This is a genomic window from Limibacterium fermenti (assembly GCF_041902845.1).
GTDB classification, from domain to species: Bacteria; Bacteroidota; Bacteroidia; order Bacteroidales; family Dysgonomonadaceae; genus Limibacterium; species Limibacterium fermenti.
Window position 1 is genome coordinate 574,598 of sequence record NZ_CP159486.1, and the last position, 23,869, is coordinate 598,466.

Consider the following 23,869-nt stretch of genomic DNA (forward strand, 5'->3'; position numbering starts at 1 on the left):
GTATGTATGAATCATAGAAAAGCATTGTTCATGAAAAAAAGACATTTATCGTTCTGGGATATCTGGAATATGAGTTTCGGATTCCTGGGAATTCAATTCGGTTTTGCATTGCAGAATGCAAACGTCAGCAGAATCTTCGAGACATTGGGAGCGCGGGTCGAAGATATTCCTATTCTGTGGATTGCCGCTCCCATTACCGGCCTTATCATCCAACCTATTATCGGTCATCTGAGCGATAAGACCTGGAACCGCTTCGGACGCCGGCGCCCTTACTTTATGATCGGCGCGGTGTTTACCACTCTTGCGTTGTTTATTATGCCGAACTCTCCCGCCCTGTGGGTTGCTGCCGGGATGTTGTGGATTATGGATGCTTCCATTAATATTTCGATGGAGCCTTTCCGGGCTTTTGTCGGCGATAATCTGCCCACGGAGCAACGTACGATGGGATTTGCCATGCAGAGTTTCTTTATCGGTACCGGAGCCGTGGTGGCTTCGCTCCTGCCGTATATTCTGACGAACTGGTTCGGCGTTTCCAATACGGCTGCTGAAGGAACCATTCCTTTGTCGGTGAAGTTGTCGTTTTATATAGGCGGCGTAGTATTATTTGGCGCCATTCTGTATACGGTACTCACAACGAAAGAATATTCGCCCGAAGAACTGGCTGCTTTCGAGGAGGAGAAAGAAAAAACAACCGGCATAAAGAAAGTCGTCGCTACACCGGTTACTTCCTCGCATTTTTTTAGACAAGGCGCTTATTGGGGCCTCGCGGGATTGGTGGCAACATTGTTGATTCTCTATTTCCGGCTCGAAGCGCAGTTATTGATCGTGTCGGGGTTGTTGCTTGCCTTCGGAATCATTCTGATTGTCTCGGGAATGATTACCGCGCCGGGCAAGCATCCTAACGGGCTGGTCGGAATTATGAACGACTTGCTGCATATGCCTAAAACGATGGGCCAGTTGGCCGTCGTGCAATTCTTTTCCTGGCTGGCCTTTTATGCGATGTGGATTTATACCACTCCGGCTGTCACGCAGCATATCTATGGCACCACCGACTCCTCCTCGGAATTGTATAACCAAGGGGCCAATTGGGTGGGGGTGTTGTTTGCGGTCTATAACGGCGTTTCGGCTATTTCTGCTTTTCTGTTGCCCCTGCTCGCTAAGCAAATCGGGCGTAAAGCGACGCACGCTATCGCCTTGGCCGTCGGAGGAATTGCGTTCGTGTCATTCTTCTTTATCCATGATCCGAACCTGTTGCTCATCCCGATGATCGGTGTCGGATTTGCCTGGGGCAGCATTTTGTCGATGCCATATGCCATTTTAACGGGAGCTCTTCCGGCCGATAAAATGGGTACGTATATGGGTATCTTCAATTTCTTCATCGTTATTCCGCAGATATTGGCGGCAAGTATTCTCGGATTTATCACGAAAGACCTTTTCGGAGGGCAGGTGATTTATACGATGATATTGGCCGGCTGCTCGCTTGTTATAGGCGCCCTTTCGGTCTTCATTGTTCAGGATCGGGACGATGTGTATTCGTTGAAAACATCAAAACGGAATAAAAGAATTTAGGGCAAAGATGTTCCCGTCTCCCGTCCAACGGCTTTATGGCGTTTGGCGGATAGCGGGAATGTCGGTCTTTTCATCTTATAATCATCTAAATAAAAATGAAAAAAATAGTTGTCGTCTTTCTTATCGTATCCGTATTGTTTTCGTGCGGAAACAAACAGAAGCAAACTTCTGTAGAGCCTTCCGGCGCTCATCCCGAATGGGCGTACGAGGCCGTTATTTATGAAGTAAATACGCGTTAGTTCACGCCCGAGGGAACCTTTACGGCTTTTGCTGCGCATTTGCCTCGTCTGAAAGAATTAGGGGTCGATATCTTATGGTTTATGCCTATTCAACCTATCGGTGAAACGGAACGTAAAGGATCGTTGGGAAGTTATTATTCCATTCAAGATTATACCGGTGTGAATCAGGAATTCGGTACGTTGGATGACTTCAAACAGGTTGTCCGGCAAGCGCATGATGCCGGCATGAAGGTGCTCCTCGACTGGGTGGCCAACCATACTTCGCGCGATGCGGTGTGGATGGCCGATGCCACAAGCGATTGGTATATCCACGACAGTTTGGGGAATATTTCGGCGCCGTATGATTGGACGGATGTGGCTGAGTTGAATTATGATAATAAAGAGATGCGGGAAGAGATGATCCGCTCGATGATGTTTTGGGTACGGGAAGCCGATATCGACGGTTTTCGCTGCGATGTGGCGGGCGAAGTGCCGACGGACTTCTGGGCTGCCGCGAAAGATTCGCTTGTTTCGTTGAAGCAGGAGGTGTTTTTGCTGGCCGAAGCGGAAAAGCCGGAACTGAACGACGGTATTTTCGATGCGTATTATGCCTGGGATTTCCATCATAAGATGAATGCGGTAGCTCAGGGCAAAGAGAATGTCGATTCGCTCAGGGCCTCTTTACAGCGAACGATCGATCGTTTTTCCCCGAGCGCCATCCCGATGTATTTCACGTCCAATCACGATGAAAACTCGTGGAACGGCACGGAGTTCGAGCGCATGGGCGATGCTGCGGAAGCTTTTGCCGTATTGAGTTACGTGTTGCCCGGCATGCCGTTGATTTATAACGGGCAGGAGGCCGGATTCAATCGCCGGCTGCAATTTTTCGAGAAAGACAGTATCGACTGGAACGATCAAGGGGCGTTTACCGCGTTTTACCGCTCTCTGAATACGTTGCGTAAGTCGAACAGCGCATTGCTTTCGTCGGAGAAAGGAGGCGCTTTCGAAGAAATACCAAACGACCGTTCCGGAAGTGTGTGGTCTTTCAGGCGTGTGAAAGACGATCAGGAAGTCGTGTGCATCTTTAATTTCAGTGCGAATCCCGTGCGAGTGGCTTTTGACGAAGACGTTCCCGGTGCCGCGTTCCGCGCTTATCCCGATTCCTCAGCGGTATCCTCCTTTCAGAACATCGATTTGAAACCTTGGGAGTACCGGGTGTTTTACAAGTAAAAAATAAAACTATTGATTCACATAGAAAGGTATCGGCGTTGAACAACGACCGGTGCCTATATTATTTTACAACGATTTTATTCTTCGTAGAAGAACGGTACCAACGATACATCCGGTCTACCCCTTCTTCTATTTCAATAGAATGGCGCCATCCCAAAGAGTGCAGCTTCGAAACGTCGGTAAGCTTTCGCAGGGTGCCGTCGGGTTTCGAGGCATCGAAAGTAATCCGGCCGTCATAGCCGATGGTCTTCGCGATGATGCCGGCCAGCCTGCCGATGCTGATTTCTTTTCCTGTTCCGATGTTGATGTGGCAATTGCGCACCGGGTTTTTTCCTTTTGCCAAATCGGAGAAATTTACCCGTTCCATAATGAAAACGCAAGCGTCGGCCATTTCCTCACTCCATAAGAACTCCCGCAAAGGCTTTCCCGTTCCCCAAAGTTTTACCTCCGACGGCGTGATGCCATACTTTAGGAGGATGCGCGCTATTTCCTCGTTCGGATGCCCGGCGGAGATGTTTTCAACCGGACGACGGGCAAGATCTTCCCGGATGGCCTCCCAATCATTTTCCATAAGGCATTTTGCCAAATGTATTTTGCGGATCATTGCGGGCAGCACATGACTTCTTTCCAAATCGAAATTATCGTTCGGACCATATAAGTTCGTCGGCATGACGGCGATATAGTTTGTTCCGTATTGCAGGTTGAAACTTTCGCACATTTTTAAACCCGCGATCTTGGCAATGGCATAAGGCTCGTTCGTGTATTCGAGCGGTGCGGTCAGTAACGATTCTTCACTGATGGGCTGAGAGGCTTCACGCGGATAAATGCAGGTGCTTCCCAAAAACAATAGCTTCTTCACCTTGTGCCGGAAACTTTCGCCGATGATGTGGTTTTGTATTTGAAGGTTGCGCAAGATGAAATCGGCGCGATACGTATTGTTCGCCATAATTCCCCCCACATACGCGGCGGCGAGGAACACATACTCCGGGTTTTCTCGTTCGAAAAAGGCTTGTACAGCGGCTCCGTCAAGCAAATCGAGTTCCTCGTGCGATCGTCCGATGAGATGCGTGTATCCCTTGTCTTGTAAGTTTTTCCAGATAGCGGAGCCGACCAATCCGCGGTGTCCTGCCACATATATTTTACTGTCTTTATCCATCTGTTTTTGTTGTTAGATTACAAAGGTAGGATTTTTTTTATACTTTTTAGTTATCCCTGCCTGTTCCTATTTATTCAATCATTTTTTCTTATCTTTGTCCATTGTCCATTATCAATTGTCTATTGTTTTAGTTATATGAAACTTCTATTTATTGGTTATCCCAAGTGCGGCACGTGCCGTAAAGCGGTCAAATGGCTCGAAGAGCAGGGTCTCGACTTTACTTACCGTCATATTGTTGAAAATAATCCCAAGCGCGAAGAACTTGCCGAATGGCTTGTGATGAGTGGTTTACCGGTAGCCAAGTTTTTCAATACATCCGGACAAAGATATAAAGAGCTTCATTTGAAGGATAAGGTGAAAGAGGCTTCTACCGGAGAATTGCTCGATGTGTTGGCGACCGACGGGATGTTGGTAAAACGGCCAGTGGTCGTCGGGGATACTTTTGTATTGGTCGGTTTTAATGCCGGACAATGGACACAAACATTCTTACAGAACAAAGATCAAGTTTGATAAAATACCCTAATAAAGAAATCGTTTTTCTCGTACAAATAGTAAAAAGATGAAGATAGGCACTATTGATTTTCCGGCTTATCCGGTTTTCCTTGCTCCTATGGAAGATGTGACCGATATCGGGTTCCGGCTGCTTTGTAAGCGGTTTGGGGCGGATATGGTGTATACCGAGTTCGTGTCGAGCGATGCGTTGATTCGCGATGTGAAGAAAACAAAGGAAAAGCTCGCTATTTGTGAAGAGGAACGTCCGGTAGCCATACAGATTTATGGTTGCGATCCGGCTGCGATGGTCGAAGCTGCTCAGATTTGTGAAGAAGCCGGACCGGACATCATCGATATTAATTTCGGTTGTCCGGTAAAGAAAGTCGCCGGTAAAGGCGCCGGATCGGGCATGCTGCGCACTCCGGAGTTGATGATCGATATTACCTCGCAAGTGGTGAAGGCGGTCAAAAAGCCGGTAACCGTGAAGACCCGCTTGGGATGGGACGACCAGTCGAAGATTATTGTAACGCTTGCCGAGCAATTGCAGGATTGCGGCATTGCGGCGTTGACGATTCATGGCCGCACCCGCGCCCAGATGTACACCGGTACAGCCGACTGGCGATTGATTGGAGACGTGAAGAACAATCCCCGTATGCATATTCCTATTATTGGTAACGGCGATATCGATTCGGCGGAAGTCTGCCGCCGACGGTTCGACGAAACCGGCGTGGATGCTGTGATGATCGGTCGCGCTACGTTCGGTCGTCCTTGGATATTCCGTGAAGTGAAACATTATCTGGAAACAGGCGGGGAGCTTCCGGAGGAATCCTTTGCCTGGTATCTGGATGTCTTGAAGCAGCAGGTGCGGCAAAGTGTGGAACGGCTCGATGAGCGGCGGGGAATCCTGCATATCCGGCGGCATTTGGCGGCAACACCTCTATTTAAGGGTATTCCCGATTTTCGTCCTACACGTATCGCCATGTTACGTGCCGGTACGCTCGATGAGCTTTTTTCCATCATGGATGAAATACCGGAAAAGTTTGGGATCACATCTTGATTTCTTTGCTCTTTGTTTCTCAAATAATTCTTCCTATATTTGCATCCTATTGGCACTTGTTTAAAGGAAGGTATTATGATTATAATCAGCAGTAAAGAATTCAGGAATAAGCAAAAAAGCTATCTCGATAAAGTCGATGAAGGGCTTGAAGTCTTTATCCGTCGGGGAAAAGGTAAATCGTATAAGATTGTTCCCGTGAAGGAAGACGACGACAGTTTGATGAGCAAAGAGGAGTTCTTTGCCAAAATAGACGAAGCTTTGGAAGACGCGAAACAGGGAAAATATAAAATTCTTACGCCGGAATTTAGAAAAGAATTATTTGGTAATCTTTGAAATGATTTACACTGTTTTAATTTCGGCTAAAGCGGAAGCCGATATCCTCAAATTGCGAAAAGCGGGTGAAAGGGGGGTATTAAGAAAGATTGATGCTCTTTTGAAAGAATTGGAGAATCATCCTACAACGGGCACCGGGCATCCCGAACCGCTTAGCGGCGACCGGACGGGGCAATGGTCGCGGCGGATTACGCAGAAACACCGTCTGGTATATCAAATCGACGAAAGCCGCGTAATTGTTTTGGTACTTTCGGCTTATGGGCATTATAATGAGAAATAGGCATTCTCGATAAAGGAGAACAGAAAAAATGAAAAAAAGAATATTTATAGCGGCGGTTTTGTTATGCGCTTTTGCTGCGACCTCTTTTTCGCAAAAAGCGAGTATCATCGAAGAGGTTTTCAGAAAGAGCGCTGAAGATAAGGTGGCGCGCATGCAGCAATTGATCGGGTTTGACGATGCGCAAGCCGACCGGCTGAAAACCGTTGAATTTCGTTTCCTTCTCGAAGTGAACGACGCCGAGCATTGTTTCCTGTGCAACAAATCGAAGCGTATCCGCAAGCTGCAACAAGCGCGAGAGGAGGAACTCCAAAAGATCCTTCGCCGTGATGAATACATTAAGTACGACGCTATTGATAAAGAACGGATCAAAGAGATCCTTCACCGGCCCCTTATCTCGTCAACCGCCATTATGTGATAACGATAGTATTTTGTACACTGAAGAAGAGATGTTTATTTTTTCAGGATATTCCGGATCGCTTCTTCATGGGTGTCATCGTATAGTTCAAAACGCTTTGCTCCTCTTGTATCCAATGTCGCTTTTTTATTGACCTCTGCTGAACGGAATGGTAGTGATATAGAGGGTTGAGATGTTGCACTGCGAACCTCTGTTTTAGCAATGTCGGACAATGCTTTCCCAAGTAATGGGTCATTCTGATCGCCGAAATCGTAAAGAAAAAATTCATTTTTCCCGTCCCCATCCACATCAAACTCATTAATTCTGTTTTCAGGTTTCTCCGGAGTAAAACCTGCGGTATAATCCGATTGTTCTGCGCTATTGTAAAATTTGGCGATAATGGGTTGCATTCCCCATTTGTTCTTTGCATCCTGCTTCTCATAGATTGTGATGGAGCCTACATTTTTACCATAAGTGGTCTCTCCTATTAAAACCACATCCATATAAGGTTTCAGCCCGTTTATGATCAACTCGCTGGCAGAAGCCGTCCAATTTTTTGTCAATACATACAAGCGGGAAAGATTCAAAGCAGGTATCGGGATAGTTGAGTTTTTATTGATTTGAATCTTATCGATGAAATATTCTTTGTTATAATCCGATCCTTCTTCTTTCAGCAAAGCTTGATGCACGAGCGAATTGTATTCTGTGGTTCCGAACAATTTATCGGTTGAACGGTCTTTTACTAAGGCACTGGCCAAAGCAATGGCGCTGGTAACTGTTCCTCCGCTATTATAGCGAAGATCGAGCACCATTTCGGTCGCTCCTTTTGCTTGTATTCTGCCGAGCGCATCCATTAATTGCCTGTCGTATTCATGTCCCTTATCATCTTTATCGGTAGCGAAAAAGTGATAGGCCAAATATCCCACCTTCTTGTCTCCAATTGTATAGACGCTGTCGAGATAGACGGGGTTTTCCGCAAATTGATGATGCATTTGAATAGTGAAGTCTCCGATATCTTTCAAATAATACTTGTTATCGTTGGTACTAATCGCATAATCAGCCATTCTCAACCTTTTTGTACCGGTTCCTCCCAACAATGTTTGATAGTTTTGGAGTGTGATATCTTGCCCGTTGACTTGGTTCACGAACATGCCCCTGCTGATTCCTTTGGCATAGGCATCCGATCCTTTTTTAGGATAAAGTACCCCCGCGTAAAGTGTTCCGGACTCGTCGACTTGAAAGAGAATATATTCAAAACCTATTTCATCGGAATTTACGCCGCTAAGGCTGTTGAGTAAATCAACATAATTTTCCTGAACCCATGAAAAGCGGTCTCCATCGTGATTAGAAGCGCTGTATTTATATAGAATAGAATTAAAAAAAGCATGTGGGTTTCGCGAATAATCGGGATTTTTAGGAATTTTATCGTTCCATAGATAATAAATATTCATATTCTCGTAAATCCAATTATTGACGTAGTTAGCAGTTTCCTTCCGTGTGAAACTTACGTTCCCGCCCTGTTTGGCATGGGCTACCCAAAGTTCGGTCCCGTCCGGCAGTGTTGCGCTGGCTGTTGGAGGGCTAACTGAATTATCTAATATGGCTGGAACCGTTTTTTCTGTTCCACTGCTATATGTAATGATAAATGTTGTGGTTGAAGGATCATAGGTGGCAGAGATGATGTCTCCTTCATCGGGATTTTTCTCGCACGAAACCGAAAAGAGCACTGCAAAACCGAGCAGAAAAGCAAAAATCTTTTTCATAAAAAGGATGTATGAATAAAAATGTCAATGATACTTTGTGATAATGAAATGCGAATGTAGGAAAGATTTCCGGATAAACCGACAGAAACTTACAGATTTAACACGCCTTTTCCCTGACGGATGATCACGGGCTCGCCGGAAGTACAGTCTACCACGGTAGAGGGTTCAATACCTCCGGTACCGCCATCAATGACGATCTCTGCTACATGCTCCCATTTTTCGTGAATTAATTCGGGATCGGTGGTGTATTCTATTTCATCGGAATCGTCTTTGACCGACATGTTCAGCACGGGGTTTCCCAACTGTTTGACGATCTCCCGCACAATGTTATTATCCGGCACACGTATGCCGACGGTCTTTTTATTCTTATATATTTTAGGAAGCGACGACGTAGTCGGTAAGATAAACGTAAACGGCCCCGGCAGATTCCTACGCATCATCTTAAAGATCGGCGTATCTACTTTGGCATATTCGCTGATGTTGCTCAGGTCGTTGCAGATAATCGACAGATTGCTCTTTTTCGGGTCGACGCCTTTGAGCGAACATAGTTTTTCTACCGCACGTGTATTTAGCGCATCGCAACCGACACCGTAAAGGGTGTCGGTTGGATACACTACCGTGCCGCCATCGCGAAGGACAGTAACGACCTTTTCGATTTCCTTCGGACTCGGATTCTCTAAATAAATTTTTAGTATCATAGCGAAGGGTCTTTAAACTCATCCAGGCCGTTGCTGTACTGCTTCATGGCCTGTAAGCTCATCCCCATGCTCGAGAAACCTCCATCGTTGAAGAGATTCTGCATGGTTACTTTACGGGTGAGGTCGGAGAACATGACGATGCAGTAATCGGCACAATCATTGGCATTGGCATTGCCCAGAGGGGCCATTCGCTCGGAAAAGTCCATCAGGTCTTCCATGCCTTTTACGCCGCTTCCTGCCGTTGTCATCGTGGGCGATTGGGAGATGGTGTTTACCCTTACGCCTTTTTCGCGCCCGTAAATGTATCCGAAACTGCGGGTGATGGATTCGAGGAGCGCTTTTGCATCAGCCATATCATTGTATCCGTAAAAGACGCGTTGTGAGGCAATGTATGTGAGCGCTAAAATGGATCCGCCTTGTTCGATGGCGTCCATCTTCTTGGCCACTTGCAACATTTTGTGGAATGATACGGAGGAGATATCCAGCGTTTTTGACAACATATCGTAGTTGAGATCGTCATACGTGCGTTTTTTACGGACGTTCGGCGACATTCCGATAGAGTGCAGGACAAAGTCGATCTTCCCCCCGAGTATTTCCATCGATTTGGTAAATACCATCTCCAAGTCTTCCACGTTTGTGGCATCGGCCGGCAGGATTTCGGCGTTCAGTTTTTCTCCTAATTTGGCCGTATCGCCCATGCGGACAGCTACCGGCGTGTTCGATAATGTGATGGTAGCACCTTCTTCCACTGCTTTTTCGGCTACTTTCCATGCAATGGACATGTCGTTTAATGCCCCGAAGATAATTCCTCTTTTTCCTTCTAATAAATTGTGACTCATTTTCTTGTTTTTATTATGCCATCATTCCGGTTACCCCTTTTCGTTCTGCAAAGGCTCCTTTATGATGAAAAGATTGCGCAAAATTACAAAAACTGTGCAATACTAAAACAGAATAGAGTAAAATATGTTCGAAAAGGAAGACTTTTTCGGTTTATCAGAGGTGAATAACCTATTTTTTGCCGAGGTAAATAATCGAGGGCTCCGTTTGATGACGAAACCCTCGATAAATACGATTGGAAAGCAATTCCTTATGCGGCGGTGATGTCTTTTTCGACGGTAATGCCTTTCCACACGAACGCGGCGATAGCTGCACCCAAGAAAGGCGCTACGATGAATAACCATAATTGCCGGAGGGCTGCTCCGCCTTCGAAAAGCGCCGGGCCGATGCTTCGCGCCGGATTAACCGACGTCCCGGTAATAGGGATGCAAACAATATGGACTAAAACCAATGCCAGTCCGATGGCCAAACCTGCAAAAGAATTGAGTCCGTTTTTGGCGGTTACGCCCAGTACAACCAACACGAAGATAAAAGTGAAAACCGTTTCGGCGACAAAAGCCACTGTCGCTTGTCCGTCGGCAAAACCATTGGCGCCCGTGAGCGTGGTCGTTGAGCCCGAATCTTTCGCCAGAAACCACAAAATAGATGAGCCGATAATCGCTCCTATTACCTGAAACACCATATACAATGCTGCATCCTTGCCGCTCATTCTTCCTGAAAGAAATACGCCAAGGGTAATGGCCGGATTGATGTGGCAACCCGAAATACTCCCGATGCCATAAGCCATCGCTACCACCGAAAGCCCGAAAGCGAAGGCGACACCCAGTGTCCCTACCGAATCGAACGGTTGTCCGGCTCCGGCAAATACAGCCGCCCCGCAACCCATGAGTACCAATACGCCGGTACCGATCATTTCTGCAAAATACTTTTTCATATTCAATCTGTTTTTAATTACTTATCATGATACAAAGAAACAGTAATAGACCGTAATAGATTGTCGAACAAACGGAAAATTCTTCGATTTTGGGGAGTACTTCCACACTAATTGGCGACATGAAGGAACCGGAGGCTTCTTCCGGAGCGGCATCTTCGGTCAGAATGGGTTTTATTAATTTTTACGATGTATCGACGGAACATTTGCGTTGTAAGTTGTTATGTACAGACAAGAATATTGAATAATATGACCATTACCTATATTTTCCACAGTTGCTATGTGATGGAGGCCGATGGCTTCTCTGTGATTTTCGATTTTTACAAAGATGTGCCGCGTGATAACGGCTCTCTTTGGATACGCGATTATCTGCTTCGTAAGAAAGACGATTTATATGTGTTGTGTACGCATTCCCATCCGGATCATTTTAATCCCGACATCCTTTTGTGGAAAAAGCAGAAGGACAATATCCGTTATATCTTTTCGAAAGAATTGTTACAATCCGGCAAAACAGCTCCCGGTGATGCGGTATATCTCGAAAAGAAAGAATGTTTTGACGATGGCCGCTTGCATATCGAAGCGCTTGGCTCGACCGATATCGGACACTCTTTCCTTTTGAAGTATAAGGAGAAAGATATCTTTCATGCAGGCGATCTCAATAATTGGCATTGGAAGGACGAAGTGCCGAAAGAGGAAGCGCTCACTTACGAAAATAACTTCTTGTGCGAATTGGAACTTCTGGCTGAAAGATCCGGTCGTTTATATTTGGCGATGTTTCCTATCGATCCTCGTTTGGGACGTGAATATCTTCGTGGAGCCGGACAATTCGTCCGTCGTATCCGTACCGATTACTTTTTGCCGATGCATTTCAGCGACCGCTATGATCTTGCCAACGCTTTCGGGCCTGTTGCCGCCAAGTACGATTGCCGGTATCTTGACGTCATGCGGCGTGGACAATCATTTGTGTTATAACCTGACGTAATGATGCAAAGGACAAGTGCCTTTTATCTTCTCTCTTTTGTCTTTCGTTATAATGTATTACCTTTGGAGCGATAAATGAACAAAGAAATGGACTTTTTTAATTATCATCGCCGTCGCACCGTCGATGTGCATATCGGCAACCTGACAATGGGCGGTAATTATCCGGTGGTTATCCAGACAATGACCAACACCAATACGCTCGATACCGGGGCGAGCGTGGCGCAGTGTGAACGGATCATCGCCGCCGGCGCTGACCTCATCCGCCTTACGGCGCAGGGCGTGCGTGAAGCGGAAAATTTGCGTAATATTCGAGAACAGTTGCATGAGAAAGGCTACGCCATCCCTTTGTCGGCCGACATTCATTTTAATCCCCGTGCTGCCGATGCTGCCGCGCGTATTGTGGAAAAGGTGCGCATCAATCCCGGAAACTTTGTCGACAAGCAAAAACTGTTCGCTACGGTAGAGTATACCGATGAGGAATATACGGCCGAATTGGAGAAGATCCGTTCGAAAGTGATCCCTTTCCTTCGGGTATGTAAAGAGCATGGAACGGCCGTGCGTATCGGTGTGAATCACGGGTCGCTGTCCGACCGCATCATGACCCGCTACGGCGACACGCCCGAGGGAATGGTCGAGTCCTGCATGGAATATCTGCGGATTGCCGTCGATGAAGGTTTTACCGATATTGTGATCTCGATGAAAGCTTCGAATACGTTGCTGATGACCAAAGCCGTGCGCTTGCTGGTAGATCGGATGGATCACGAAAATATCTATTTTCCTTTACATTTGGGCGTCACGGAGGCCGGAGACGGAGAAGACGGGCGCATCAAGTCGGCTGTCGGTATCGGAGCGTTGTTGTCCGACGGATTGGGGGATACGGTTCGTGTTTCGCTGAGCGAAGAACCGGAGGCGGAGGTGCCTGTAGCCCGTAAGCTTGTGGATTATATCACGAAGAGGATTGAACATGAGCCGATACGGGAGACTGTTTATCCCGGCTTTTCTGCTTTTTCCACCGATAAGCGTCCGACGGTTGCGGTACGCAATATCGGAGGGGATTTTGTACCGGTCGTTATTTCCGATCGCAGCCATCAGGATGATATGAGTATCAATCCTCATTTTATTCCGGATTTTATTTATGTGGGTGAACAAGTTCCTGCGAACTTTCCCAAAGGAATGAAAGCGATTGTCGATGCAAAGAACTGGAGCAATGAGATCGACCGTTTTCCGCTCTTTACGGTCGATACGGCCCCCGAAATGGCCTCTTGCCAAGCAGAGGCGAAGTTTATCCGCTTGTCGTATCCCGAATTATCCGATGACGTGACGGCTATTCTCCAATCAACACCCAAAACGGTGGTCATTCTTACAACCGATCATCCGAACGGAGTAGGAGAGCAGCGGGCGTTTTTCCATCACCTGTTGAACGAACAATGCAATGTGCCGGTGGTTATAGCCCGGGCATACCGTGAAGACGTTCCGGAAGATATACAAGTGAAGGCGGGAGCCGATTTTGGAACGGTCTTACTCGATGGATTCGGAAACGGTATCATGCTCTCTAACGAAGGGGCGATTGATATTACCGATTTGGATGCGTATGCGTTCGGTATTTTACAGGCGGCGCGTGTACGTACTTCTAAAACGGAATTTATTTCGTGCCCCAGTTGTGGCCGGACGTTGTTTGACCTGCAAACCACTGTAGGCGTAATCAAGAAATCGTTTTCGCATTTGAAACACCTGAAGATAGGCGTAATGGGTTGTATTGTCAACGGTCCGGGAGAAATGGCCGATGCCGACTACGGGTATGTCGGGGCTGAGCATGGAAAGATCTCGCTTTATAAGAAAAAGGATCTCATCGAAAAAAATATTCCGGCCGGAGAGGCGGTAGAGCACCTTATCCAATTGATAAAAGATAACGGCGATTGGATTGAGCCGGAAGAAGAATGATGAATAAGTTTTTTGATGTGCGGTGGTCCCACTTGGGCTTGAACCAAGGACTCCCTGATTATGAGTCGAAAACAGAACCCCTATTTAATTTGCAGTATTTTAGTTGTTTATATAGTCATATTTATTTGCTAAAGACAAGTTTTAGTAAAATTATTTCTCATTTTTCCAAAAATTCTCCTTTTCCAAAAAACAACCATTCCGGATTTACGCTGAATTTCGATAAGAGCAAATAGAGAGAATTCAGGGTTGGCTCGTAATTCGGGTTTGTTTCCATTCTTTTCAAATTACTCGAAATTCGGATCCCGACTTCTTTGGCAAACTCGGCTTTTGTTTTCACGACTCCCCGGTACCGGAGTTCTTCATAGGCCCTGACAAAGCGTAAGCATATTGCACGGGATTCGGGTGTTATTTGTTTTACGGGCATAATTATTTTTTTGTATCGTTGTTTATTTGTCCTTCGTTCGTAATATAACCTATCGGTTTGCGGGGCCTTGGCGAGCCGGCTTTGTTTGCCGCCTGGAGCCCTGCCAAGGATTGGTTGATGAGTTCGAGCTGCATGCGGGTGTCTTCGTTTATATCGTTGTAGTCGGAGAATACCTCTTCGACATATTCCTTGAGGTTTTTGACTTCCTGCTGCAGTTCCGATACTTTGCCTGACGGATGATTTGATATGACCTTACGCACATATACAAAAGCCCTCATGATGCCAATGTTTATTTGGACGGCTGTCGGGGAGTTGAGGACGCTGCTGAGCATGGCCACGCCCAATTCGGTGAAAGCATAGGGCGGGCGCCTGAGACCCATGTTTACGGTATTGGACATCACAATTTGTGATTTCCAATTTTGGAATTCCTCGCCGGTGAGGCGGAACATGAAATCGGGTGGGAACCGGTCGATATTCCGCTTGACGGCTTGATTGAGCACGCGGGTTTCTATCCCGTACATTTCGGCCAAATCACGGTCGATCATAACAGGTTCGTTGCGGATCTCGTAAATCTTACTTTGTATGAGCAAAAGACTTTGATCAGGCATATTTTATTTAATTCGAATAAGAATTTTATATTGTTGATAATCTAAATTTCAAGCATATAATAGAATTACTATTGCCGCTATGATTATAAGCATCGCTATCCATGGGTATACCGGGCCGTCAGCCGTATTTTCCCGAATTTTCCAATTTGCAATTATTCCTTTTAGTTTCATTTCCAACCGTTACTTGATTTTATTTGCCATTACTTTTCATTAAAACTTGAATCAACCTTTCCTTTTCGTTGATTATTTGCTTGAGATGTGTAATCTCGGTTTCCTTTGCTTGGATGTCATTTTCCAAGATTGTAACTTGGCTATTTATACCTGAGGCTACATTGTTGTGGTCTCCTTTTACTTTAGTGGTATTTCCTGTTTTTTCCTCTTCATCGAAGAAATAGGTTATAGGCACATGCAGCTCACTGCAAAATTTTTCCAGTAGATCCGAATCAAAACTATTTTTATTGTAATATTTGAATACACTTGATTCAGAAATACCCAGCCGGGCGGCAAATTCGCCAGGACTTATGCCTTTTCTGTTAAGCAAAACTTTAAGCTTTTCTCCTTTTTTCATAAGATAAATCGATAAAATCAGTTTTATAAAAGTTAAAATGTAAAATATTTACAGTAAATACTTGGTAGTACAATGTACATATATTATATTTGCACTCTAAAGTTACAACAAAAACAATAAAGCGACCAAATAAAAACGGTAAAAAAGCAGTGTAAGTATAACAATTGCAATACAAAAACATGGCAAAATTAGGAATTAGTATAGGGACAAAAGGAGATATACCCTTCGATGGAGAATTCATTGAAGAGGTAAACGAAGGCGTAAAAGTAACAACCGTCTATGTTGATTTACCCGTTAGCGAGAATGTAATTAATCAAGTATCTCAGCTTCTTGGATGCCTGAAAAGATTTCGGGATTTTCCGAAAGATTTATCAGGAAAAAAGGACTTTTCAAAAGCCCGGAAAAGATGGCATTTAGTTCAATTATATTCTCGCGTGAAAGGAAAAATCGGAGAGGTTTATCATCACCTAAATCAGAAATTGAGAAAACGGTAGAAACGCTATCCTCTGAGAGTACACTGCTAATTGATCTAAAGGTGCTCTGAGATAAATGCTTGTTTAGATGAGGGTTTTCAATAATAATTTTCATATTGCTTAATTTTTAAATATTTGACATTTCGACAAAGTTAAGCAAAAAACCCAAGGGTGATTAGGTTTGCCTTTGGGAACAATTGACAAAAATATAAAAGGCTATGGAAGAGGAATTAGTAAAGCTAAGGGACGGACTGAAAGAGTATGTTCCGGGAAACCGGAAAAAGATTGCAAGCAAGGCCGGTTGTTCTGCCGCCACTGTAAATAATGTACTGATGGGGACATCGAAGGACACGAAGTACAATATTATCGGCATTGCGGTTGAAATGCTGAAAGAGGCGATTGAAAGGCAAAATGATAATATGGAGAAACTGAAGGAAATTGTGAATCAATGACGGAATTAACAAAAAGGGAGAACCAGGTGGCAGGTTTGACTGCTTGCGGATTGGCAAAGAAAGAGATCGCGTGCGAGCTTTCTATTTCTTACGGGACGGTAAGCATCCTGCTCGACAGGTGCTACAGGAAAACCGGGACAAGTAAACTGAATGAACTTGCCGGATGGTGGCTTAACGAACACTTTTCACTCGGAATAGATTTCGAGGAATTAAAAAAAAGGGGTACTCCGATTACCTCAAAGATGATAAGGGGTATTCGTACTTTCGTATTTGACAGGCGGTGGTGAAACATAAGTAATAGCAGATAGCGGAATGATGACACTTTTATCGGAAATAAAATGGGATTCGGATAGTAGGGAATCAACCTTTACGGACCGGAATTTCGAGGCTGCGACCGATGACGGTTTATTGCACGTATTCAGGGTATATTGCCTGATTGAACAGGAGCCCTTCCAAAACGACCGGGACAGCGAACCTGAAACGAGGGTGACAGACGAGTTTTACTCGGTATTCCTGAAAGAATCGTGGAAAGACGATTATGAAGTAAAATTGCCTTTAAAATGGCAAACAGAACTGGAAGAGGAACTGGAAGCTATTATCAGGGCAAATTAAGTAATGCACGAACCTGTAACCATATGGCAATTATGCAGCATCATGTACCGGAACAGTATGTATTTCGGGCAACGTGAAGCCGCGAAGATCGTCGGCGGGCGTACACAATTGGAACGTTTGGTTGCAGAGGGGAAGGTAAGGGCAGAGAAACCATCACCGGCACAAAACGGCAAATGGTATTGTAATGCGGGGGATGTAATTTATTATGCCAAAGATGTGGTAAGGAAGAAAAGGACTAAAAAGAATAAACAGGTATGAAGGATTTTTTCTATTGGCTGTTTGAACGGCTATTCGATGAGAAAGTGAATAATGCCGCCTGTTGGACGATACTCGCCCTTGCAGCATTATTTATTGTATTCCAGTTATTGCGGGGATTGGGATATATTTTAATAACAGGATAGAGTTACGGGCTTTCGATATGTGTGGAATGCAACAATAAATATAAAAAACAGATTTGTTATGAGTTACAAAATCAGTAATTTAATTCTTGAAAACTTTGCAAAGTATGCAAAAGTAGAGGTTTCGTTTGATGAAAACGTAACCTACCTGGCCGGAGTGAACGGATCCGGAAAAAGCACCATAGGTGTGAACGGGATATGGTTCATGTTCCAAGGCATTGCGGAAAAATCGAGCGGGGGCAACCATCCGTTGTTAGGTGAGCGCTTCCGGTTCATAGGGCCATCGTCGGCAACGGCGAGGGGAGAGATGACTTTAATTGATAATGCCAAGGGTGTAGAGATAAAAGTCATCCGGAGGTTAAGCAAATCCGGGTCGACGCTTGCGTTTGAGGCTCCCGAAGGATATAACCTTGACCAACAGTTTTTGAATGACCTGTTCAACGTGTTTTTGATCGCACCGAAAAAATTCCTTGAATTGAACACGAAACAGCAGGCGGTGGCATTAGCTATCGATACCACATCGTACGACAACCGGATAAAGGAACTGAAAGGGAATGCCACTTTACTGAACCGGGACATGAAGCAATATGATAACCTGCAACCGGTGGAAGAAACGAAGGAAGCTGATGTCAGGGAGTTGCAAGAAAAACGGAATGGAATTCTCCGTTTCAACGAGGCACAGGATGAACGGCAACGGATAATCGACCGTGCAGATTTGCAATTGAAAAACGACGAACGTACTATTACGGATATCGAAGAACAGATTGCGTCGTTGCAGGCGAAACTTTCCGTCGCCAAAAACGAACGCGGGGAACATTTGAAAATCCGGGAACGGTTACCGAAACCCGAAGCTAAAAAAAACACTACGGAAATCGAAGCGGAAATAGTAGCGGCAACGGACACAAACCGGAAGGCATTCCAGTACCGTGTGTATGTTGAGCAATCGGGAAAGAAAGAAAAGTTACAAAAGGAAATAGACGGGAACAAGAAAAAGATTTCCGAAGCGGAAACGGAGCGGCTTGCCTACATTAAAAGCGCGAATCTTCCGTTTAAAAACCTTTCCTTTGACGAAGAAGGCGGATTGCTGTTCGACGGAAAACCTTTGAAGGAACCTTATTTCAGTACGGGGGAATTGCTGAAAATCATCCCTATCCTTATGACATCGCGTAATCCGGAATTGAAATATATCTTCCTGCAAGATTGGGGGCTGTTGGACGAAGACAAACAGGAAGAAATCGAATCGTACCTGACAGGGCGGGGATACCAGCTTGTCATTGAGTATGTATCGAAGCATAAGCCCGAGGGTAAGCATTCGATTTTGCTGAAGGACAACCGTGTTGTGGAAAATTACGAAGAGGAAATTAAAGAAGAAATAACCATTTAAAATTAACAGATATGATAACCGAAAGTAAAGAATTGGTAAGACATCAAGAATCCGGTACGGAGAATGATGCTTTCGAAGTGCAAAAGGTGGATTTGAAAGGGGATTTACCCGATTTAAGCAAGGCTAACGAAATGCCTGTGGATTTATGCAGCGATTATTGGACACCGGAAGCAGCCGGGGAAATGAAGCGGTTGTATTTTGTGGAAATCAAACCCCAAAAGGTATCAAGTGCGAACAGCAGCGGGGAAATAATCGATTTGGATTGTGCCGTTTTCCTTGAACAAAAGCCGGATGGTTCGGTGCAAACCATCACCAACGGATCGCGGCGCCTGGTCGGTGTATTGGAATCGTATGCCGCCCAAGGTATGATTGGGCACGGAACGCCGTTGCAAATCACATATTTGGGTAAAAGGAAAAATAAAAGCAATAATTTTTCATCGGACAGTTGGAGCATCAAACCATTAATTATCAATATATGATGGAAGATTTAAGCGGACTGGAAGCAGGTAAGGAATTGAATCCCCTTGCCTACTATCCGGGCGATTATCCGGAAAAACAGGTGATGATCGATTTTATCGAGCGCCACCAGGATGAACAGCCGGTTGAGATTTTACCCGGAGAGTTGAGCCTTAACGGCTTTGCCGTAAAGGATGATATGGAAACGTACCTTGCCTCAAAGAAAATCGGGAGCGGGGGGCTGAAAGAGGTGCTTAAAACACCCCGGCATTTTTTCTATGACTGGGAGGATGAATTCACACCGAAAGAAAAGGAATATTTTGAGTTGGGGACATTTGCCCATCTGGCATTCCTTGAGCCGGAATTATTTGAAATGGTAAAAGTGGCACCCGAATGCAACCTTGCGAGTAAAGACGGGGAGATACGGATGATTAATTTCTACCGGGAACTGAACGGCGGGAATATCACCCGATTCGAGAGCGGTTTTAAGATGGAGGGACTGAAAGACATCCTGAAAACCGAAAAAGAGAAATGCCGATATCGTATTATTAAACAGGAGCATCTTGAAATAATACAGGCATTGAAGAAAAATTATTACTGGTACGGCGGAGGAATCATCCCGAAAATACTGAAAGGGGCCATGGCGGAGACTTCGTTTTACGGAGTCGATGAAGCGACGGGGCTTGAGGTGAAAGTGCGCCCGGATTATTTTAATATCGAAGAAAACATCGGGGTAAATGCCATTATCAGTTTTAAAACCACACGGGCAGACAATATCGGTAAGTTCGTTTATGATGCCGCACGGCTGAAATATGAGGTTACGGAAGGGATGTACCAAAAGGTTATGAGCGATATCACCGGGCGTAAGTTCAACGCTACGATGATGATCATGTTGCAAACGGTGCCGCCTTATGATGTGGCTGTATTGTGGTGGTCACCGGACGACATCCAATTAGGAAAATACAAATACGAAATGGCGATCATGACTGTGAAGGAATGTTTTGACAAGGGATGGTTCCCGGGATTCGATGCGTTGGCCGAAAGCGGCGCCCATGGAATTATAGACATGAAATTGCCGGAATGGGCCGAAAAGGAATTACGTCCGGTAGATATGGAGGATTAAGCTATAAATTATAAATTACAAATTATAAATTACAAAATGGAAGAAAAGAGTGAAACTATTACGGAAGAGCAGTTACAATTTGTGCTGCCGGAAGACAATCGTTTCCCGGTTGTAATTTTCGAGGGATTACCGCCCTTGGAGATAAAAGATAAGATATCCGTTGATTTCATTGCCATGCAGGAGCGGGGAATGAAAGCGGAGAGGTATATGACAGAGGAAGAGATAAACGGAGTACGGGCAGAATACGGGGATTTGGCGGAAAGCCGGATACCGGAATTAAGGTCGGAACTAGACAAAATTACCGCCGAATACAAGGTGAGGAAGGAAAATCTCGTAGACCGGATAGCGGCCCTTGATACACAGTTTAAAGACTTGGTACATGTGGCCAAGCAAGGAACCGCAGAGTATGAACCGGAACCGGGGAATGCATTCAAGATACCGGTATCGGGACATTACCTCTATTATGCGTGGACGGGAACAAAATTCCAATTGATTGAGGTAAAACCGATACCGGACGGCCAGCGGTATGATTTATTCAATACGGGGGATAAAAACAAAGAATCGTTCGAAGCCGCCGGTTATAGCATCCCCGATTTCCCAATCGAAAACAGGGAACGCTACCGTGTGGTGGAATTAGGGAAAGACGATTATGTAGAGATTTGGGAAGAGAACGGAAGAGAGAGGGCGAGTCATCATTGGATAGAAGATTCATTGGATGAAGATACGGGAACCGTTGTATCGGTTGACCGGCATGAAACCGGGGAATTCGAGCCCGGTGAAAATCCATACGAAAATGGGAAGATTGAAACACAAGAAGGGGCGGCCGGCAAAATACCGTGCGAGCCTGAAGGATAACAGTTATTGGGAGGAGGTAAAGCGGCTTGTCCGTTTACGCGATGGTTACACATGCCAGCGTTGCGGACAGCGCTATAACCTTGAAATACATCATAAAACTTATTATGTTGACGGCAAAAGCATTGTAGGGAGAGAAAAAGATTTCCTTTATTGCCTTGAGTTGCTATGCGAAAACTGTCATCAAAAAGAACATCAAAAATGAGTAATTTATCGATAAAAGTAAATTTAATGCGTGTTCCGGGGGCGTTGTTGCTTAACTTGAAAGGGAAACTGGAAACGAAACAGTGTGTGGTCATTCCTGTTGAGGATTCGGGTCTGTACGTAGGAGAAAAAGGCGTTTACCTGAATTTAACAGCTATTGAGTATAAAGAACGCAAATATGACGATTCGCATTTTGTGAAAATGAGTGTGGACAGGGAAGTTTATGAGGGGATGACGGAAGATGAAAGGTTAGCCATTCCCATTGTCGGAGGATTGAAACCGATTGTACCGAAAAAAATGCCGAGCGGAGGAATGATGGATATTACGGATGCGGAATATGCGGATGATTTACCATTTTGAAAGGAATACCGCGGAAATAGCCGACTGCTTATGCCGTAATGGGATGATGAAGACAGGATGACAAGGTGAAATGCCAAGACAAAATATTTTAGCCAATACCGGCCAGATAGAGCGATTCGAGGAACGCAAACGAGTCGAAAAACTTGCGGATTCCTGTAAAGGCAAGTACAGGAACTACCGGAAAGTGAGAATAGACACGAAGACTGAAATCTTGGTTGACAAGTCTTGGCCGGAAGAGAAAGTGGAATGGATAATTGAAAAAATAAAAAAAAGCAGACAATAAGGCAAAGGGCCTATGAATTTAAATACGTAATATAAAAGTGACTATGATGAAGACAAAAGAATTTATCGAGGCCGTAAAGGAAATGCGTACCTGCCAATGTGCCTATTTCCGTACCCGTCGCAGTGTGGAGCTGCAAAAGGCGAAAGCTTCGGAAAGGAAAGTTGATGAAATGATCAGGGAGATGAACGAGTCTCCGGTTTTATTTTGAGTATGAATTATATCGAATTGATAAATAGGTTCTGGAGTTGTTCGATAGAGCGTGCATTTAATCCAAGTGACTGCATGTTGTATTTTTATTTATTGAATACCTGCAATGCACTTCATTGGAAGCAACCGTTCGGGCAATCAGATAGGTATTTGAGCGTAAAGCTCGGGATATCGGTCAATACTATTAGAGATTCAAAAAACAGGTTAAGCCAAATGAACCTAATCCAGTTCAAAGCACCGGAAAAAGGTTCAAAGGGTATAAACGGACAAACGAAGTATTGGTTTCCTGCAACCGCATCAAATAATGATACGGTTCCTGAAACGGTTGCGTTATCCGTATCAATGGTTGATACGGATACTGATACGGTTGTTGACACGGTTCCTGATACGGTTATTGATACGGATGATGATACGGTTCCTGATACAAACAATAAACAAAATAAAAACAAAAGAAAGAAGAGGGAAGAAACCGCCTTGAATTATCCGTTTACTTCCGAAAGGTTCATGGACATGTGGAATAGCCTACTTGAAATACCTAAATGGAAAAAGAAGATACCGCATTCGTTACAACTGGCCCTTAATTCGCTCGGCAACTATGAGGAAGAATTTGCCATCGAGTTGATTGAAAAGAGCATTGAGGGGAATTGGCAGGGAGTAACATTTCCCAATACCCCGGACGATTATGAAAAGTGGAAAAGGAGACGAAATGAGAGCAGGAGAAGTTTTGAAAGGAAATCCCATACATCCGAGCATTTATGATTTAACGCCGAAATTCGATGCCGGGGAGGTCTATTACCGGCTAACGGAGGAAATAGAGCGGTTGATCAGGGAAAAGCATCCTGAGGACAGGTTAATCCTGAACGAATCGAATAGATATATTATCGGCCAGGTGGCCTTGTGGTATTCGTGGGATAAACGTTTTAAAGGTTCACTTTACAAGGGATTTATGATACGGGGGAATGTGGGGACGGGAAAATCGCTTATCGTGAAAGCATTGGCAAATTTGATTACCGAAATGGAAATCCTCGTACCCTGTTTGATTCATGTATCGGAGTTGCAGGATTTATATATCCGCGGAGATTATGATGAGATCGATAAAGTGAAGAGGCGTTTCTATACGATTATCGACGATGTGGGTGTGGAATCCGTCGAATCCAAATCATACGGGAATGTGAAGGAGCCATTCAACGATGTATTCGATTACCGGTACCGGAACGACAAGCGAACAATCATTACTACCAATTTAACGCCGTCGGAAATCGAACAGACTTACGGTACCCGGATTATCGACCGGTTCCGCGAATGTATGAATGATTTGATCCTGGACGGGGAGAGCTTTAGAAAATGAAAAAGAGTAAATAATCCAAAATGAATAGGAATATTGAATTAACAGACGAATCTTCCATACCATTCGGTAATATAAAGGGTGTAAAATGGCTAATGTCCCCACCGATTACTTGAAAGAATATATTGAAGATAATCCGGAAGTGTTGGAATATGAGGTTAAAAACAAAAAGTAAAAGAAATCCAAGGCAACTGGTTTTTCCAGATATGTTTGCGCCGATTTCCGGAAGGATAACCTTCC

At 44.8% G+C, this 23,869-nt stretch carries 33 protein-coding genes and 1 pseudogene; 26 read left to right on the plus strand and 8 right to left on the minus strand.

Annotation, left to right across the window (positions count from 1 at the left end; translation table 11 throughout):
* Positions 1-30: 30 nt before the first annotated feature.
* From ABNK31_RS02585 to ABNK31_RS02595, 3 genes and pseudogenes are all read left to right on the plus strand, one after another.
* Entirely contained in the window at positions 31-1,569 is a 1,539-nt protein-coding gene (locus tag ABNK31_RS02585; RefSeq protein WP_418894176.1) for an MFS transporter, read from the plus strand.
* Positions 1,570-1,664: 95 nt separating this feature from the next.
* Entirely contained in the window at positions 1,665-1,808 is a 144-nt protein-coding gene (locus ABNK31_RS02590) for a hypothetical protein (RefSeq protein ID WP_418894177.1), read from the plus strand.
* A 24-nt stretch (positions 1,809-1,832) separates the two neighbouring features.
* A pseudogene (locus tag ABNK31_RS02595) lies at positions 1,833-3,017 on the plus strand (alpha-amylase family glycosyl hydrolase); the annotation flags it as partial.
* Positions 3,018-3,078: 61 nt separating this feature from the next.
* Here ABNK31_RS02595 and ABNK31_RS02600 read toward each other — a convergent pair.
* On the minus strand, positions 3,079-4,173 hold the full coding sequence (locus tag ABNK31_RS02600) for a GDP-L-fucose synthase family protein (RefSeq protein WP_418894178.1): 1,095 nt from the start codon (positions 4,171-4,173) through the stop codon (positions 3,079-3,081).
* A gap of 135 nt (positions 4,174-4,308) precedes the next feature.
* Between ABNK31_RS02600 and ABNK31_RS02605 the strand changes: the two genes are divergently transcribed.
* The 5 genes from ABNK31_RS02605 (at position 4,309) to ABNK31_RS02625 (ending at position 6,750) form a co-directional block, all read left to right on the plus strand.
* Positions 4,309-4,683, plus strand: a complete 375-nt coding sequence (locus ABNK31_RS02605; protein ID WP_418894179.1) for an arsenate reductase family protein — start codon at positions 4,309-4,311, stop codon at positions 4,681-4,683.
* A gap of 49 nt (positions 4,684-4,732) precedes the next feature.
* On the plus strand, positions 4,733-5,722 hold the full coding sequence (dusB, locus tag ABNK31_RS02610) for a tRNA dihydrouridine synthase DusB (RefSeq protein WP_418894180.1): 990 nt from the start codon (positions 4,733-4,735) through the stop codon (positions 5,720-5,722).
* Positions 5,723-5,797: 75 nt separating this feature from the next.
* The gene (locus ABNK31_RS02615) at positions 5,798-6,055 is read left to right on the plus strand and encodes a prevent-host-death protein (protein ID WP_418894181.1); all 258 of its coding nucleotides are present in this window, start codon (positions 5,798-5,800) and stop codon (positions 6,053-6,055) included.
* Between the two features lies 1 nt (position 6,056).
* On the plus strand, positions 6,057-6,335 hold the full coding sequence (locus tag ABNK31_RS02620; protein WP_418894182.1) for a Txe/YoeB family addiction module toxin: 279 nt from the start codon (positions 6,057-6,059) through the stop codon (positions 6,333-6,335).
* A 28-nt stretch (positions 6,336-6,363) separates the two neighbouring features.
* Positions 6,364-6,750 (plus strand): hypothetical protein, encoded by a 387-nt coding sequence (locus ABNK31_RS02625; protein WP_418894183.1) that lies wholly within the window; start codon positions 6,364-6,366, stop codon positions 6,748-6,750.
* Between the two features lie 35 nt (positions 6,751-6,785).
* On the opposite strand, the gene ABNK31_RS02630 is transcribed toward ABNK31_RS02625, so the two are convergent.
* From ABNK31_RS02630 to ABNK31_RS02645, 4 genes are all read right to left on the minus strand, one after another.
* Positions 6,786-8,492 carry a S41 family peptidase gene (locus tag ABNK31_RS02630; protein WP_418894184.1) on the minus strand — a complete coding sequence of 569 codons (1,707 nt, stop codon included), beginning with the start codon at positions 8,490-8,492 and terminating at the stop codon, positions 6,786-6,788.
* Positions 8,493-8,581: 89 nt separating this feature from the next.
* A complete protein-coding gene (locus tag ABNK31_RS02635) occupies positions 8,582-9,190 on the minus strand; it encodes an L-threonylcarbamoyladenylate synthase (RefSeq protein ID WP_418894185.1) in 609 nt (202 codons plus the stop codon).
* Positions 9,187-10,029 (minus strand): enoyl-ACP reductase FabI, encoded by an 843-nt coding sequence (locus ABNK31_RS02640; protein ID WP_418894186.1) that lies wholly within the window; start codon positions 10,027-10,029, stop codon positions 9,187-9,189. The genes ABNK31_RS02635 and ABNK31_RS02640 overlap by 4 nt, the downstream gene beginning before the upstream one ends.
* A gap of 248 nt (positions 10,030-10,277) precedes the next feature.
* On the minus strand, positions 10,278-10,961 hold the full coding sequence (locus ABNK31_RS02645) for an MIP family channel protein (RefSeq protein ID WP_418894187.1): 684 nt from the start codon (positions 10,959-10,961) through the stop codon (positions 10,278-10,280).
* A gap of 246 nt (positions 10,962-11,207) precedes the next feature.
* Between ABNK31_RS02645 and ABNK31_RS02650 the strand changes: the two genes are divergently transcribed.
* Both ABNK31_RS02650 and ABNK31_RS02655 read left to right on the plus strand, forming a co-directional pair.
* Entirely contained in the window at positions 11,208-11,930 is a 723-nt protein-coding gene (locus tag ABNK31_RS02650) for an MBL fold metallo-hydrolase (protein ID WP_418894188.1), read from the plus strand.
* A 96-nt stretch (positions 11,931-12,026) separates the two neighbouring features.
* On the plus strand, positions 12,027-13,880 hold the full coding sequence (locus tag ABNK31_RS02655) for a 4-hydroxy-3-methylbut-2-en-1-yl diphosphate synthase (protein ID WP_418894189.1): 1,854 nt from the start codon (positions 12,027-12,029) through the stop codon (positions 13,878-13,880).
* A 157-nt stretch (positions 13,881-14,037) separates the two neighbouring features.
* Here the strand turns inward: ABNK31_RS02655 and ABNK31_RS02660 are convergent, their stop codons facing one another.
* From ABNK31_RS02660 to ABNK31_RS02670, 3 genes are all read right to left on the minus strand, one after another.
* Positions 14,038-14,304: a hypothetical protein gene (locus tag ABNK31_RS02660; RefSeq protein WP_418894190.1), complete on the minus strand. Its 267-nt coding sequence runs from the start codon at positions 14,302-14,304 to the stop codon at positions 14,038-14,040.
* Positions 14,305-14,306: 2 nt separating this feature from the next.
* Positions 14,307-14,912, minus strand: coding sequence for an ORF6N domain-containing protein (locus ABNK31_RS02665; protein WP_418894191.1), 606 nt, complete (start codon positions 14,910-14,912; stop codon positions 14,307-14,309).
* Between the two features lie 190 nt (positions 14,913-15,102).
* Complete coding sequence (locus tag ABNK31_RS02670; RefSeq protein ID WP_418894192.1) at positions 15,103-15,480, minus strand: helix-turn-helix domain-containing protein; 378 nt, start codon at positions 15,478-15,480, stop codon at positions 15,103-15,105.
* 179 nt (positions 15,481-15,659) lie between these two features.
* On the opposite strand from ABNK31_RS02670, the gene ABNK31_RS02675 reads away from it, so the two are divergent.
* From ABNK31_RS02675 to ABNK31_RS02750, 16 genes are all read left to right on the plus strand, one after another.
* On the plus strand, positions 15,660-15,974 hold the full coding sequence (locus ABNK31_RS02675; protein ID WP_418894193.1) for a hypothetical protein: 315 nt from the start codon (positions 15,660-15,662) through the stop codon (positions 15,972-15,974).
* A 197-nt stretch (positions 15,975-16,171) separates the two neighbouring features.
* Positions 16,172-16,405 (plus strand): hypothetical protein, encoded by a 234-nt coding sequence (locus ABNK31_RS02680; protein ID WP_418894194.1) that lies wholly within the window; start codon positions 16,172-16,174, stop codon positions 16,403-16,405.
* A complete protein-coding gene (locus ABNK31_RS02685) occupies positions 16,402-16,692 on the plus strand; it encodes a helix-turn-helix transcriptional regulator (protein WP_418894195.1) in 291 nt (96 codons plus the stop codon). Before ABNK31_RS02680 ends, ABNK31_RS02685 begins: the two co-directional genes overlap by 4 nt.
* A gap of 25 nt (positions 16,693-16,717) precedes the next feature.
* Positions 16,718-17,017: a hypothetical protein gene (locus ABNK31_RS02690; RefSeq protein WP_418894196.1), complete on the plus strand. Its 300-nt coding sequence runs from the start codon at positions 16,718-16,720 to the stop codon at positions 17,015-17,017.
* A gap of 3 nt (positions 17,018-17,020) precedes the next feature.
* Positions 17,021-17,275, plus strand: a complete 255-nt coding sequence (locus ABNK31_RS02695; protein ID WP_418894197.1) for a hypothetical protein — start codon at positions 17,021-17,023, stop codon at positions 17,273-17,275.
* Complete coding sequence (locus ABNK31_RS02700) at positions 17,272-17,418, plus strand: hypothetical protein (protein WP_418894198.1); 147 nt, start codon at positions 17,272-17,274, stop codon at positions 17,416-17,418. Before ABNK31_RS02695 ends, ABNK31_RS02700 begins: the two co-directional genes overlap by 4 nt.
* Positions 17,419-17,476: 58 nt before the next feature.
* On the plus strand, positions 17,477-18,799 hold the full coding sequence (locus tag ABNK31_RS02705) for an AAA family ATPase (protein WP_418894199.1): 1,323 nt from the start codon (positions 17,477-17,479) through the stop codon (positions 18,797-18,799).
* 11 nt (positions 18,800-18,810) lie between these two features.
* Complete coding sequence (locus ABNK31_RS02710) at positions 18,811-19,278, plus strand: hypothetical protein (RefSeq protein WP_418894200.1); 468 nt, start codon at positions 18,811-18,813, stop codon at positions 19,276-19,278.
* Positions 19,275-20,378, plus strand: a complete 1,104-nt coding sequence (locus tag ABNK31_RS02715; RefSeq protein ID WP_418894201.1) for a PD-(D/E)XK nuclease-like domain-containing protein — start codon at positions 19,275-19,277, stop codon at positions 20,376-20,378. Before ABNK31_RS02710 ends, ABNK31_RS02715 begins: the two co-directional genes overlap by 4 nt.
* A 36-nt stretch (positions 20,379-20,414) precedes the next feature.
* Complete coding sequence (locus tag ABNK31_RS02720; RefSeq protein ID WP_418894202.1) at positions 20,415-21,233, plus strand: hypothetical protein; 819 nt, start codon at positions 20,415-20,417, stop codon at positions 21,231-21,233.
* The gene (locus ABNK31_RS02725; protein ID WP_418894203.1) at positions 21,172-21,435 is read left to right on the plus strand and encodes an HNH endonuclease; all 264 of its coding nucleotides are present in this window, start codon (positions 21,172-21,174) and stop codon (positions 21,433-21,435) included. The genes ABNK31_RS02720 and ABNK31_RS02725 overlap by 62 nt, the downstream gene beginning before the upstream one ends.
* Positions 21,432-21,794, plus strand: a complete 363-nt coding sequence (locus ABNK31_RS02730; protein ID WP_418894204.1) for a hypothetical protein — start codon at positions 21,432-21,434, stop codon at positions 21,792-21,794. Before ABNK31_RS02725 ends, ABNK31_RS02730 begins: the two co-directional genes overlap by 4 nt.
* A 70-nt stretch (positions 21,795-21,864) precedes the next feature.
* The gene (locus ABNK31_RS02735; RefSeq protein ID WP_418894205.1) at positions 21,865-22,077 is read left to right on the plus strand and encodes a hypothetical protein; all 213 of its coding nucleotides are present in this window, start codon (positions 21,865-21,867) and stop codon (positions 22,075-22,077) included.
* A gap of 43 nt (positions 22,078-22,120) precedes the next feature.
* The gene (locus ABNK31_RS02740) at positions 22,121-22,285 is read left to right on the plus strand and encodes a hypothetical protein (RefSeq protein ID WP_418894206.1); all 165 of its coding nucleotides are present in this window, start codon (positions 22,121-22,123) and stop codon (positions 22,283-22,285) included.
* Positions 22,286-22,287: 2 nt separating this feature from the next.
* A complete protein-coding gene (locus ABNK31_RS02745; RefSeq protein WP_418894207.1) occupies positions 22,288-23,043 on the plus strand; it encodes a hypothetical protein in 756 nt (251 codons plus the stop codon).
* A complete protein-coding gene (locus ABNK31_RS02750) occupies positions 22,991-23,632 on the plus strand; it encodes a hypothetical protein (protein WP_418894208.1) in 642 nt (213 codons plus the stop codon). The genes ABNK31_RS02745 and ABNK31_RS02750 overlap by 53 nt, the downstream gene beginning before the upstream one ends.
* Positions 23,633-23,869: the final 237 nt, after the last annotated feature.